This window comes from Chryseobacterium lathyri, from assembly GCF_003290185.1.
GTDB lineage: Bacteria > Bacteroidota > Bacteroidia > Flavobacteriales > Weeksellaceae > Chryseobacterium > Chryseobacterium lathyri.
Map to the genome: position 1 here is coordinate 260,610 of NZ_QNFY01000001.1, position 14,071 is coordinate 274,680.

The 14,071-nt window shown below is 38.1% G+C and carries 11 protein-coding genes; 9 read left to right on the forward strand and 2 right to left on the reverse strand.

Annotated elements, in window-relative coordinates; genetic code table 11:
* Positions 1-43: 43 nt before the first annotated feature.
* The gene (locus DRF61_RS01140) at positions 44-2,590 is read right to left on the reverse strand and encodes an FtsK/SpoIIIE family DNA translocase (RefSeq protein WP_111953214.1); all 2,547 of its coding nucleotides are present in this window, start codon (positions 2,588-2,590) and stop codon (positions 44-46) included.
* 556 nt (positions 2,591-3,146) lie between these two features.
* Here DRF61_RS01140 and DRF61_RS01145 point away from each other — a divergent pair.
* The 3 genes from DRF61_RS01145 to DRF61_RS01155 all read left to right on the forward strand — a co-directional run bounded on the left by DRF61_RS01145 (position 3,147) and on the right by DRF61_RS01155 (position 7,848).
* Positions 3,147-6,416 carry a cytochrome c biogenesis protein CcsA gene (locus DRF61_RS01145; RefSeq protein WP_111953216.1) on the forward strand — a complete coding sequence of 1,090 codons (3,270 nt, stop codon included), beginning with the start codon at positions 3,147-3,149 and terminating at the stop codon, positions 6,414-6,416.
* 211 nt (positions 6,417-6,627) lie between these two features.
* Complete coding sequence (locus DRF61_RS01150) at positions 6,628-7,491, forward strand: SPFH domain-containing protein (protein WP_111953218.1); 864 nt, start codon at positions 6,628-6,630, stop codon at positions 7,489-7,491.
* A 159-nt stretch (positions 7,492-7,650) separates the two neighbouring features.
* Positions 7,651-7,848 (forward strand): type II toxin-antitoxin system antitoxin, encoded by a 198-nt coding sequence (locus tag DRF61_RS01155; RefSeq protein WP_111953220.1) that lies wholly within the window; start codon positions 7,651-7,653, stop codon positions 7,846-7,848.
* Positions 7,849-7,942: 94 nt separating this feature from the next.
* Here DRF61_RS01155 and DRF61_RS22770 read toward each other — a convergent pair whose 3' ends face one another.
* On the reverse strand, positions 7,943-8,095 hold the full coding sequence (locus DRF61_RS22770; protein WP_040995320.1) for a histidine kinase: 153 nt from the start codon (positions 8,093-8,095) through the stop codon (positions 7,943-7,945).
* A 135-nt stretch (positions 8,096-8,230) separates the two neighbouring features.
* Between DRF61_RS22770 and amaB the strand changes: the two genes are divergently transcribed.
* The 6 genes from amaB to DRF61_RS01185 all read left to right on the forward strand — a co-directional run bounded on the left by amaB (position 8,231) and on the right by DRF61_RS01185 (position 14,070).
* Entirely contained in the window at positions 8,231-9,781 is a 1,551-nt protein-coding gene (amaB, locus tag DRF61_RS01160; protein WP_111953222.1) for an L-piperidine-6-carboxylate dehydrogenase, read from the forward strand.
* A 102-nt stretch (positions 9,782-9,883) separates the two neighbouring features.
* Positions 9,884-11,209, forward strand: a complete 1,326-nt coding sequence (gene lat / locus DRF61_RS01165) for an L-lysine 6-transaminase (protein ID WP_111953224.1) — start codon at positions 9,884-9,886, stop codon at positions 11,207-11,209.
* A gap of 62 nt (positions 11,210-11,271) precedes the next feature.
* On the forward strand, positions 11,272-11,502 hold the full coding sequence (locus DRF61_RS01170) for a DUF2007 domain-containing protein (protein WP_111953226.1): 231 nt from the start codon (positions 11,272-11,274) through the stop codon (positions 11,500-11,502).
* Between the two features lie 297 nt (positions 11,503-11,799).
* On the forward strand, positions 11,800-12,312 hold the full coding sequence (locus DRF61_RS01175; RefSeq protein WP_111953228.1) for a GNAT family N-acetyltransferase: 513 nt from the start codon (positions 11,800-11,802) through the stop codon (positions 12,310-12,312).
* Between the two features lie 116 nt (positions 12,313-12,428).
* The gene (locus DRF61_RS01180; RefSeq protein ID WP_034727861.1) at positions 12,429-12,884 is read left to right on the forward strand and encodes a transcriptional regulator; all 456 of its coding nucleotides are present in this window, start codon (positions 12,429-12,431) and stop codon (positions 12,882-12,884) included.
* A 1-nt stretch (position 12,885) separates the two neighbouring features.
* Positions 12,886-14,070: an efflux RND transporter periplasmic adaptor subunit gene (locus DRF61_RS01185; RefSeq protein WP_111953230.1), complete on the forward strand. Its 1,185-nt coding sequence runs from the start codon at positions 12,886-12,888 to the stop codon at positions 14,068-14,070.
* Position 14,071: the final 1 nt, after the last annotated feature.

Consider the following 14,071-nt stretch of genomic DNA (forward strand, 5'->3'; position numbering starts at 1 on the left):
ACATTCTAATGCTTCAAGGTTTAATTTATAAAGCATCTTTCCTTTAACTACGCAAATCTTCCAAAAACTGTTCCAAAGAATGAAGGTCGCTGATAATCACCTCTCTTGCTTTTGCTCCGTTAAATCCTCCTACAATACCGGTAGCCTCAAGCTGGTCCATAATTCTTCCTGCTCTGTTATACCCCAGTTTCAGCTGTCTTTGCAACATGGAAGTAGATCCTTGCTGTGTAGAAACAATGATTCTTGCCGCTTCTTCAAATAAAGCATCCTTCTCATTCGGATCAAAAGCGCCTACCGTACTGGTAGAATCTTCAGAAACAAATTCAGGAAGCAGGAATGCAGATGAATAGCCTTTCTGCTCGCCGATATATTCTGCAAGTCTTTCCACTTCCGGTGTATCTACGAATGCGCACTGAAGTCTTAAGATCTCATTTCCGTTGAAATAAAGCATATCACCTTTACCAATCAGCTGGTCTGCACCCGGAGAATCCAGAATAGTCCTTGAATCCACACTGGAAATTACTCTGAAGGCAGCCCTTGCCGGGAAGTTGGCCTTGATCATACCCGTAATTACATTGACAGAGGGTCTCTGCGTGGCAACAATCAGGTGAATTCCTACTGCTCTTGCAAGCTGCGCGAGTCTGGCGATCGGAAGCTCAACTTCTTTACCTGCTGTCATGATAAGGTCGGCAAACTCGTCCACAACCAAAACGATGTATGGTAAATAACGATGTCCATTCTCTGGATTTAATTTTCTTTCCGTAAATTTCTTATTGTATTCCTTTAAGTTTTTACAGAATGCATTTTTAAGAAGGTCATATCTTGTATCCATCTCTATACAAAGAGAATTCAGGGTATTGATCACTTTATTTGTGTCTGTGATGATCGCTTCCTCAGCATCCGGAAGCTTAGCCAGATAATGTCTTTCAATTTTTGAATATAATGAAAGTTCAACCTTCTTAGGATCCACCATAACGAATTTCAATTCGCTTGGATGTTTTTTATAGAGGAGAGAAGTAAGAATGGCATTAATCCCTACAGACTTACCCTGACCTGTAGCACCTGCCATCAGTAAGTGAGGCATTTTTGAAAGATCGGCCATGAATACCTCATTAGAAATCGTCTTTCCGAAAACCACAGGAAGATCCATATCGGTATTCTGGAATTTGTGGGAAGCAATAACCGAACGCATGGAAACCATCGTAGGATTTTTTCTCGGCACCTCGATTCCGATTGTTCCTTTTCCAGGCATTGGGGCAATGATCCTGATTCCTAAGGCGGAAAGGTTCAGGGCAATATCATCCTGAAGTTTTTTAATAGCTGACACTCTGATTCCGGCTTCCGGAACAATTTCATATAAAGTAACTGTTGGACCTATCGTTGCCTTGATCTCTGAGATGCCGACATTGAAGTTCTTTAAAAGTCCTACAATCTTATTTTTATTTTCTTCTAATTCCTCCTGGTTAATTGAGATTTCTTCGCTTCCGTAATCTTTCAGCAATTCCACTGTAGGCATTTGGAAACCTGCCAGATCGAGTTTATGATCATACAGTCCGTGTTTTTCTACAAGTTCCTGTGATTTCCTGTCAGAATCATCCAATACATCTACTACCGGAGCGATTTCTACATTAAATTTAATATTGTCCTGAGCAGGAGTAGAAACTGGAGGAACCGGACTAATCGCCGGACTTACCGGTGTCATATCAAATGCCTGTTCTGGAGTTGAAGTAGGAACAGAAGGTTTTGCATTCAGATTTAAGCTGACAGGTTTCTCTTCCTCTTCAAAAGAAGTCTGGTTAGGCGTTATAATAGGTTCTAAATCTGTTAAAGGCTGAACTTCCGGAAATCCTTTAGGAACGTTTACCGGTTCCTGCTCTTTAGTTTTTGCCTTATTCGAAACGTCTGTAACGGTAACATTCTGGCCGGCTTCTGCAGCTTCCTCTTCAAGTTCAACATCCGCTTCAAAGTTTTCCTCTGAGCTTGGCATCATGGATTTAACTTTGCCGATTGTACTGTCATTGATTTTGTCCAATTTAGCTTTAATAGAGCTTGGACGAAGATTGAATTCCAAAATAAAATATAAAAGAATGCTTGAAACAAGTACTACCCAAAGTCCTACAGGTCCGATGATGGCATTCAGATAATCCATGATCTGGTAACCGTAAACGCCTCCTAAAACACCCTGGCCTTTAGTTACAGCTCCCATAAAAATAGGAAGCCAGCAGATAAAAAACAAAGAGTGTCCGATGGTTTTCCATGGTTTGAAGGTTCTTTTTTTAAGGATAAGCGTTCCCACAACCAAAAATAAGAAGGCAATAATGAAGGATGCGATCCCGATGCTTTCGAATATAAAAATATTTCCCAGCCAGTCGCCTACCTTCCCAAAGATATTTGAAGATTTTATCGTTTTGTCGGTCATAGTTCCTGCCTGGCTCTGGTCTGCTTTCCAGTTCATCAAATAGGAGACGAACGAAAATGCCAGAACGACAGAAAAAAGTATAAAGGTAAGCCCGAAAAATATACGTGGCTTAGATAGTATTCTGCCTTTATCAGGCGATTCAGTCTGTTTTGTCTGTGTCTTTTTATCCATAATATCAATGTGGCAAATTTAATGTTTTTTCAACATTAATAGAATCTTTTTTTCTGCAAAAAAGATAGCGTAATTTAGGGTTATTTTTTAAAATTAAACATCAGTTTTAAGATATTTTTTTTCCTGAAATGTACTGCAGCAGGTACTTTTAAACTCCTTCAAAATGCAGCAGCTATTGCTCCGCTAATTTTGTTCCATAAAGTGTAAAAGTGAAAAAAAATATCAAAAATATGGTCAAAAAACATCCCTGCATTTTTGCCTGGCCTTAATTTCGTTATCATCAATCAATACAAAATAAAAAGAAGATGAAGGACACAGTCTTATAATTATTGACGTAATAAAATGATTATTTGCCTGTAGTAATCAGAACTGACCACAGATAAGTAAGTTAGATCCGGAATTCCATGATCTTAAAATCGAATTTTCCTTAATGAATTATATATTATTAAGAATGATTCAAAATAACCAAAATAGGCCTTTAAATGACAAAAAACAGCTTTTTTTAGCCTCTTTGTTGTTTATCATCCTTATTTTTGCATGTCAAGTAAAATAAATCATGAAGAAGCTCCAAGATATTCTTATCTCAACCAGAACAATGGCTGTGCTGTTACTGGTGTATGCATTTGCAATGGCGTATGCAACGTTCTTAGAAAACGACTACGGAACTCCTACAGCTAAAGCGCTAATTTATGAAGCAAAATGGTTTGAATTAATCATGTTTCTGCTCATTCTCAACTTTATAGGAAATATCGCAAGATACAGACTGTGGAGAAGAGAAAAATGGCCTGTTCTGGTATTTCACCTTGCCTTTATCCTTATTTTTATAGGAGGTGCTATTACAAGATACATCAGTTTTGAAGGGACAATGCATATCAGAGAAGGTGAAACTTCCAATGAGATTGTAACTGACAAAAATTTCTTTAAAATCCAGATTGAAGAGAAAGGGGATGTTCTTAACTATCAGGATGTTCCTTATCTGATGTCTCCTTTGCATAAAGACTTTAAGGCAACCTATGATTTCCACGGAAAGGAAATAAAGGTGTTTACAAAAGACTATATCCAGAGAAAAAAAGACAGCTTAATTGCTGAGCCCAGCGGCGCAGAATATCTTCACCTGGTGTCTACAGGAACTACCGGAAGACAAAATATTTACATCAAACCGGGAGAAACAAAATCTATCAACGGAACTTTAGTAACGTTCAACAGAGCGATAGACGGTGCGGTAGAATTTAAAAAAGAGGACGGAAAACTGTTCATTAAGACTCCTGTTGATGCAGCCTTTATGACTATGGCAACGCAGGCTACCGGAAGTACCAAGAAAGATGAATTCCAGCCTTTGGTATTGAGAAGTTTATATACGATCAACGAATTGAAACTGGTTGTTCCTGAAGGTCTTAAAAAAGGGAGGCTTATGGCTTTTGAAGGCGATAAAAAGAAAGATGCTATGGTACCCGATGTAATGAGAATAGAACTTCAAGGGCCAAAAACAAAACAAATGGTAGATCTTTCTGTAGAAAAAGGAAACCCGAATGCATACAAGCAGGTAACAATGGATGGCCTGAATATTATGGTAGGTTTCGGACCTAAAGTATATAATACACCTTTTGCATTGAAATTGGATGATTTTGTGATGGAAACCTATCCGGGAAGTACATCTCCAAGTGCTTATGAAAGCCACGTAAAGATCATTGATGAAGGAAAAGAAACCCCTTATAAAATTTACATGAACCACGTTCTTAACTATAAAGGTTACCGTTTCTTCCAGTCAAGTTTTGATCCGGACAGAATGGGAACCGTACTTTCTGTAAACCACGATTTCTGGGGAACCATTATTTCTTACATCGGATACGGACTTCTGTTCTTAGGAATGTTTGTGATCTTCTTCTGGAAAGGAACTCACTTCTGGAAACTGAATAAAATGCTGACTGATGTTAATAAAAAGAAAACGGCAGCAGTGCTTTTAGTGCTATTAAGTTTAGGATTAAGTGCACAGAAAATTGAAACCCATGGCACAACAGACGGGAGCAGAGAACACATTCATGTGGAAGGAGACAATCATTCTCACGCTCCGGCTCCATCTGCCCAGCCGCTTGATGGTGCTGCTCCAAAGCAGAACTCTCTGGCAACACCAATGGGCAAAATGAGATCTATTTCTCCGGACGAGATTATTGCCAGAAACAAAATCAGCAAAGAACATGCAGATAAATTCGGATATCTTCTGGTTCAGAATTTTGAAGGAAGAATTGTTCCTATCAACACGGAAGCACTGGATATTTTAAGAAAATTATATAAGAAAGACGAGTTCAAGGGAACAGATGGAAAGTCTCTTACGGCTAACCAATGGTTCCTGTCGATCAATACAGATACGCCAAGCTGGACTATGGTTCCTATGATTAAAGTAGGAACAAAAGGAGGTGACGAATTAAAAAATAAAACGAAGGCTGATGATGAAGGATATACTTCACTGATGAACCTTTTTCCGGCAGATGCTAACGGTAATCTTACCTATATCCTGGAACACGATTACAACACGGCATTCCGTAAGAAACCTTCTGAGCAGACCAATTATGATAAAGAAGTGATTTCTGTAAACGAAAGAGTACATATCTTCAACGAGTTTTTCAGCGGCCAGTTCATGAGAATTGTTCCTGTGAAAAACGATGCCAACCACACATGGCATTCATGGCTTGATCAGAAATTTGAGCCGGATATGGAATCCCAGCAGGTAATGGGACCTTATTTTGCAGAAGCTCTTACTGCACAAAAAACAGGAGACTGGAGTAAAGCCGATGCTGAACTGGCAAAACTTTCAGACTACCAGCAGAAGTGGGGTAAAGCAGTAGTTCCTGCAAAATCTAAGGTGGATCTTGAGGTTTTCATGAATAAAGTGAACATCAACTTCAAACTATTGATCTTCTATACTATAATCGGAGGACTTCTTCTGATCTTAGGATTTGTAGAGCTTTTCAAATCCAATAAGGTTTTAAATAAAATAATCAAAGTAATTATTGCTATAGGCATAGTAGGGTATTTATGCCATTTCTTAGGCCTTGTAGCAAGATGGTATATTTCAGGACACGCACCTTGGAGTAACGGATACGAAGCAATCATCTTTATCTCTTGGGTAGGTATTACAGCTGGGTTGATCCTTTACAGAAACGCGAACGCTCTTATTCCTGCAGCCGGATTTATGGTAGCAGTTATCATGATGGGATTTGCACACGGAGGTTCAGCACTTGACCCTCAGATTACGCCACTTGTTCCGGTTCTGAAATCCTATTGGCTGATTGTTCACGTAGCGATTATTACCTCAAGTTACGGCTTCTTTGCCCTGTCTATGATTATTGCTGTAATCTCTTTGGTATTTTATATTATTTCAAATAAAGAAACATATAAGCTTCACCACGACACCACATTGAAAGAACTGGTAATCGTTTCTGAAATGTCCCTTACAATCGGTCTTTTTGCCTTAACGGTAGGAAACTTCTTAGGAGGTATCTGGGCTAATGAATCATGGGGAAGATACTGGAGCTGGGACCCGAAAGAAACATGGGCATTCATCTCTATCATGGTATACGCTTTCGTGCTGCACATGAGATTAGTTCCCGGACTGAGAAGCAGATGGGCATTCCATGTAGCCACAATGTTTGCTTTCTGTTCTATGGTAATGACCTACTTCGGAGTTAATTATTACCTGAGCGGACTTCACTCATATGCTGCAGGAGATCCGGTTCCGGTTCCGGCCTGGGTATACATTGGATTGGGAACTATGCTGGCTTTATCAGCTGCTTCTTATTTCAAGTTCAAAGTATTAACGAAGAAATAGATTTCTTTCAATATAAATCAAAATCCTGGAATTCATTTTCCGGGATTTTTTTTTCACGTTTTAGGATCCAAATAACCTGAAACTAATGACCTCATAATATTCAAACTCACATCCAGAAATCCGCACTAAAAAAAATTAGATTATAGCTCAAAATCTTAAAGTTTATTTATATCTTTATGATATCAAAACAATATCAAATTAAATTACAATCATGGAAAAAGTATTAAAGCCTATGTCAGGCTATCTGGCGTTAGTATTCTGTCTGGTTTTATTTGCCGGAGCAGTTTATTTTTTTATTTCCGGAGTTGAACAGAGTATTACATTCGTGATCATTGCAATGCTTTGCTTTCTGCTGTTCTGTTTCTTTCTAAAAGGGCTGATGATCATTCAGCCGAACCATTCAAGAGTGTTGAATTTCTTTGGAAAGTATGTGGGAACAGTGAAAGACAACGGACTGTTTTTTATCAATCCTCTGTATTCTTCACAGAAAATGTCATTGCGTTCAGAAAACTTACAAGGGCAAACTCTGAAAGTAAACGATAAAATGGGTAACCCCATTGAAATCGCAGTGGTAATGGTCTGGAAAGTAGGAGATACCTACAAAGCAGCTTTTGACGTTGAGCGTTATTCAGACTTTGTAAGAATGCAGAGTGAAGCTGCGGTACGTCATTTGGCGATGAGTTTTCCGTACGACAATTTAGAAGATGACCATGCGCCGATTACTTTGAGAGAAGGAGGTGATAAGATCAATTCTATTTTGGAGCAGGAGCTTACGGATCGTCTTTCAAAAGCGGGAATTGTGATTCAGGAAGCGAGAATTTCTCACCTTGCTTATGCTTCGGAAATTGCAGGAGCAATGCTTCAGAGACAACAGGCAACAGCAATTGTTGCAGCAAGAACCAAGATTGTGGAAGGTGCTGTAGGAATGGTGGATTTGGCATTGAAAAAGCTTTCAGAAGAAAATATCGTAGAGCTTGATGATGAAAGAAAAGCAGCCATGGTCAGCAATTTAATGGTGGTGCTATGTGGTGAAAAAGCAGCCCAGCCCATCTTAAATGCAGGAACTCTTTATTAACAAAATAAAGAGAGAAAAATGAAGAATAAATACTTAGATTTCATAAAAAACTTAGCCGGGTAAAACGCCTTGCGAACAGATAGAAAAGTTTATTTAAACGAAATCTTTGCGTCTTTTATGTTATTAAAAAAGTATTACTAAACAGGCAAAGAGAAAAGGATGAAATCGGAAAAAACTTCAAAATCCTCTGAAGCTAAAGGCAAAAAGTCATTCGTCATAAGAATCGATGAAGCGACCTATAAGCTGGTGGAAAAGTGGGCGAATGATGAATTCAGGAGTGTAAACGGACAGATCGAGTATCTGCTGCATCAAAGCCTGGTCAATTCAGGAAGGAAAAAGAAAGACCAAGAAGGATAGGATAAAAATAAGATGAAGATTATAATCCAATAAAAGGACAATAACAATCCAATTAACCTTACTAAAAAGGAAAGCAGAGAAATTTCTCTGCTTTTTATTTTATACAACTCTGAAGCGTATCAGCTCCGAAGTAGAATATAACGAGCCAAATCAAGCCTTTGATCGTGAAAAAAGCAAATCCTGCCCAGCCTACACGTTTGAACCACTTCTTGAACTTCGAATTATTATTTTCCTGTGAATTTTCCATGTCTGAATATCAAAAAATTACATGACAAAGATAAGCATGTTTATAATTAGTCCAAATAAAAAGCATGTTAAAAATTAAAATTTTGAGGTTCGCATAATATTTCTATCTTTAGAGGAAACGAAAAGTAAACATTTTATGTCTAAAAAAGTAAAGGATTTCGGAATCGAAAAAACACTCAAAAACCTTGGTATTAAAGAAGAAAATAAGGGGACTTCAGTGGGCGGAAAATATTTTGCTTCGGGGAAAACGATAGAAAGTTTTTCTCCCGTAGATGGCAGGCTAATCGCTAAAATTAAGACTTCCGGAGAAAGTGATTATGACAAAGTAATTGAGACGTCTCAGAAGGCGTTTCAGGAATTTAGATCCATCCCTGCTCCTAAAAGAGGGGAGATCGTTAGACAGTTAGGTCAGAAATTAAGAACATATAAAGATGACCTTGGAAAACTTGTTTCTTATGAAATGGGTAAATCTCTTCAGGAAGGTCTTGGGGAAGTTCAGGAGATGATCGACATCTGTGATTTTGCAGTAGGGGTATCCAGACAGCTTCACGGCTATACCATGCATTCAGAAAGACCAGGTCACAGAATGTATGAGCAATACCATCCGCTTGGCGTTGTGGGAATCATCACTGCTTTTAATTTCCCTGTTGCCGTTTGGGCTTGGAACACAGCTCTGGCTTGGATCTGCGGAAATGTTACCATCTGGAAGCCGTCTGAAAAAACACCATTGTGTGCTATCGCTTGTCAGAACATTATGTCTGAAGTATTAAAGGAGAACAATCTTGCCGAAGGTATTTCAAGTGTACTGGTTGCTGATCATGAGATCGGGCAGAAGCTGGTTGATGATAAAAGGGTTTCCCTGGTTTCCTTCACAGGTTCTACAAGAGTGGGAAGAATGGTTTCTTCCAAAGTGGCAGAAAGATTCGGGAAATCTATCCTTGAATTGGGAGGAAACAACGCGATCATTATTTCCAAAGATGCAGATATCGACATGTCAATCATCGGAGCTGTTTTCGGAGCGGTAGGTACGGCAGGACAGAGATGTACATCAACAAGAAGACTGATCATCCATGAAAGTGTTTACAATGAAGTAAAAAACAGATTGGTAAAAGCTTATGGACAGTTGAAAATCGGAAATCCATTAGACGAAAATAACCATGTAGGGCCGCTTATCGATGTAGATGCAGTGAATCAATATGAAGAAGCTATCAAGAAATGTAAGAAAGAGGGCGGAAAATTTGTAGTTGAAGGAGGTGTTTTAAGCGGAAAAGAATACGAATCAGGATGCTATGTGAAACCATGCATCGCAGAAGTGAAAAATTCTTACGAGATCGTTCAGCACGAAACTTTCGCGCCGATCCTGTATCTGATCAAATATAAAACATTGGAGGAAGCTATTGCTATCCAGAACGATGTTCCTCAGGGATTATCATCTGCTATCATGACTCAGAACCTGAGAGAAGCAGAATTATTCCTTTCTCATGCAGGTTCAGACTGCGGTATTGCCAACGTAAACATCGGAACTTCAGGTGCTGAAATTGGGGGTGCTTTTGGTGGTGAAAAAGAAACAGGAGGCGGAAGAGAGTCCGGTTCAGACGTTTGGAAATACTATATGAGAAGACAAACCAATACTATAAATTATACAGCTCAACTTCCTTTAGCACAAGGGATTAAATTTGATTTGTAAAAATTAGGTTTAAATCAATTCAACAAAAAAACTAAAAATTAATAACCTGAATGTTTAAGACTTTTAATCATTCAATTATTAAATCACACAACTATTTTAATTATGGAACAAACAATTGATATAAAAGCAAATAAAGTAAAGGAAACCGTAGGAAGACACGTTTTGGCAGACGGCTTTGATTTTGTGATGGATATAGAAAAATCTCACGGATCATGGCTGTATGACAAGCTTACAGACAAAGAATACCTGGATATGTTCTCTATGTTTGCATCAGCTTCAATAGGCTACAACCATCCTTATCTGGTAGAAAGATCAGAGTGGCTGGGGAAAATGGCTGTCAACAAACCTACTTTGGCAGATGTGTATTCAGAGGAATATGCCCACTTTCTGGAAGTTTTTGAAAGAGTAGTGATTCCTGAAGAACTACAGTATGCTTTCTTTATCGAAGGAGGAACATTAGGAGTAGAAAATGCAATGAAAGCATGCTTCGACTGGAAAACCCGTAAGAATTTTGAAAAAGGCCTTCAGACAGAAGCTGGAATCTGTATCCATTTCAGACAGGCATTCCACGGAAGAAGCGGTTATACTTTGAGCTTAACCAATACTTCCGATCCTAGAAAATATCAGTATTTCCCAATGTTTGACTGGCCAAGAATCTTAAACCCTAAGCTATCTTTTCCAATTACAGAAGAAAATTTAGAGGAAACCATCAAGAATGAAAGGCTGGCTCTTCTTCAGATCGAAGAAGCAATTCTTATGAACCCTGATAAAGTAGCTTGCATCATCATCGAGCCTATCCAGGCCGAAGGTGGTGACAATCATTTCAGAGATGAGTTCTTAATGGGGCTGAGAAAACTTTGCGATCAGAACGAAATCTTACTGATCTTTGATGAAGTTCAGACAGGTATTGCCATCACAGGAAAAATGTGGGCATTTCAGCATTTTACAGCAAAACCGGATATTATTTCTTTCGGGAAAAAAGCTCAGGTTTGTGGTGTTTTGGCTAATAAAGAAAAATTTGATGAGATTCCAAATAACGTTTTCAGAGAAAGTTCAAGGATCAATTCTACGTTCGGAGGGAACTTTATTGACATGCTTCGTTTCCAATTGGTGATGGAAGTTATCGAAAAGGAAAACCTGGTTGAAAATGCAAGAGTAGTTGGAGATTATCTGTTGGAAAGATTAAAAGAGCTGGCTCAGAAATACCCAGATAAAATATCAAATGCGAGAGGAAGGGGTCTTATGTGTGCCATTGATCTTCCTTCCGCAGAACAGCGTAACCGTTTGATGAACGAGCTTTTCAAAGACGGACTGATCATTCTTCAGTGTGGGGATCACTCCCTTCGCTTCAGACCACATCTGAATGTTACTCAGCAAGAAATTCAATTGGCTCTTGATAAAATAGAGAACAATATTAATAAAATTTAAATTCAAAGATTTGTAATTTTAAAAAATACATCGTATATTTAGATACTCAAACGATATAGAATATGGAAAGAAGTACGAGAGTATCGGTTTTTGAAAGTGACAAGCCTTCAGAAATCCAGCTAATAAAGTCTAAATTGGATGATGCACAAATTACAAACAGCGTCGAGAACAATTATCTTACCTTTACGACAACGCCTACCGCAACGTCATTAAAAATTATGGTAAAGTTGGAAGACGAGAAGAATGCATTTGAAGTTATAGATGCTTATCTTCAACAAAGTGAAAATCAATAAAACAATTTCATAATTTTAAATTTTACTACTTCGAACCGAAAATTAATTTTAATTAGTTTTCGGTTTTTTGATTCAAATAATATTAATTATTAAAGATTTAAGTATTTAAAAATTTGAGATGTAGAGATTAGAAATATTGGATCATAACTCAATTAGACTACATTATTCAATAGAGGCGGGCTTTAGCCCGTCTTAAAAATTAAAAAATTACATTTGGTTTTAGCCAAAACTTAAAAACATATCCAAATCTCTTAAATTTTAAATACTTAAATCATTCAATTCAATAAACAACTAACAATGAATTCAGAGACCAAACTTAGAAAAGCAGAAATTGATGACAGGGATATAATTTGGGGAATTATCCAACAATCCATTGAAAGAAGAAAACAGGACGGGAGTACCCAATGGCAGAATGGATACCCTAATTTAGGAACCGTAGAAAGCGATATTGCAAAAGGCTTTGGGTATGTCCTTACCATTGATGGGGAAATTGCCGTTTATGTAGCATTGATTTTAAATGACGAACCTGCCTACAGTACTATTGAAGGAGCCTGGCTAAGCGATGGAGAATTTGTTGTTGTACATAGAGTGGCGGTTGATGGAAAATTTGCCGGCCAGGGTATGGTGAAAAAATTATTTGATCACATTGAAGATTTTACAAGATCTCATGGAATTCAAAGTATAAAAGTAGATACAAATTATGATAATAATGCCATGCTGAAGATCCTTGAAAGTAAGGGTTATTCCTATTGTGGTGAAGTATTATTGGCCGGAGGAATGAGAAAAGCCTATGAAAAGATTATAATTTAAGCCAAAAGTTAAATCATGTTTCATTGAATTTTTAAAAGAATCTTCATTTATAAACTCTATCATGTTTGTTCGTTTAGTTCTGAACTAATTTCTACTTTTGTCAAAATTTTTATATTATGCACCAAAGTATAGAAATTGATGAAAAAATTTTTCAAGATGCTGTAAAATTTTACGGCACCGTTTTCAACCTACCGCCATTAGCTTCAAAGATTTATGCTTACCTGCTTTTCGATTATGAGAAAGTGGGAATTACCTTTGACGAATTTGTGGAAGTACTCTCCGCGAGTAAAAGTTCTGTTTCTACCAGTATATCACTACTGTTGAATGCACAGCTGATTATTGACCACAACAAAATGGATGAGCGAAAACGGTATTTTTTCATCAATGATGAGTATAAAAAAATCAGATTTGAAAAAATTGTTCAAAAAATGGAGGACGAACTCAAACTACTGGATGACTTAAACAACTTTAAAAAAAATCATGATAATGAATACAACGAACGGGTAGAAGCTTACAAAGCACTTTTATACAAAAACATAGAAAATATTCAGGAATCTCTTAATAAACTTTAAAATGAATAATAAGCTAGTTATACTTTCTATTGCAGCGCTTTCACTGACGGCCTGCAAAAAAGAAGCTCCAAAACAGGATGGCCCAAAACCTTATCCTGTAGTTTCTGTGGAGTCAAAAAATATAGTGGGCTATCAGACCTTTCCGGCCACCATACAGGGAAGGGTCAACAATGATGTCCGTGCAAAAATACAGGGATATATTACGCAGGTCCTGGTAGACGAAGGGCAGTATGTAACAAAAGGACAGCCGTTATTCCGTCTGGAAACCAATATCCTGACCGAAAATGCTGCTGCTTCCAAAGCCGGTATCGGTGCCGCAGAATCTACAATTGCCGCAGCACAGGCTTCTGTAAATGCAGCACAGGTAGAAGTCAATAAGCTAAAGCCTCTTGTTCAGAAAAATATCATCAGTAACGTACAGTTGCAGACGGCTCAGGCAAATCTGGCCCAGGCTCAGGCCCAGCTGCAACAAGCCAATGCTGCAAAAAGACAGGCAGTTGCCAATTATAAAGGAGTAGAAGCCAATATTGAGTATTCTATCATCCGTGCCCCTATTTCCGGAGTGATCGGAAGGCTTCCACTGAAAGTGGGAAGTTTGGTGGGACCTACTGACCAGACTGCATTGACAACGATCTCCGATACTTCCGGGATTTTTGCCTATTTCTCAATGAATGAAAAAGAATATTTTGATTTCCTTGAAAAATCTCCGGGTGCATCTATGCCTGAAAAGATTAAAAATCTTCCGATGGTAGAACTACAGCTGGCAAACGGAAGCCTTTATCCCGAAAAAGGAAGAATTGAAGCAATTACCGGACAGATAGACCCTACAACCGGAACCATCCAGTTCAGAGTAGCCTTTACCAATGCCCAGAAATTATTAAGCAACGGTAACAGTGGAACCATTAGGTTCCCACAACATTATGATAATGTATTGGTGGTGCCGGAAAGTGCAACTTACGAGCAGCAAGGTATTGTTTATGTTTACAAAGTAGATAAAGACACTGCTAAAAATGTAGTAATCAATGTGATTGACAGGATAGATAATCTGGCTCTTATAAAATCTGGTGTCAGCAAAGGAGAAATCATTGTTGCAGCTGGTATTGGAGGATTAAAACCGGGAACAGCCGTTAAGCCTAAAAAAGTGAAAATGGATAGCCTTGTTCAATCAATAAAACCGAAATTCTAAA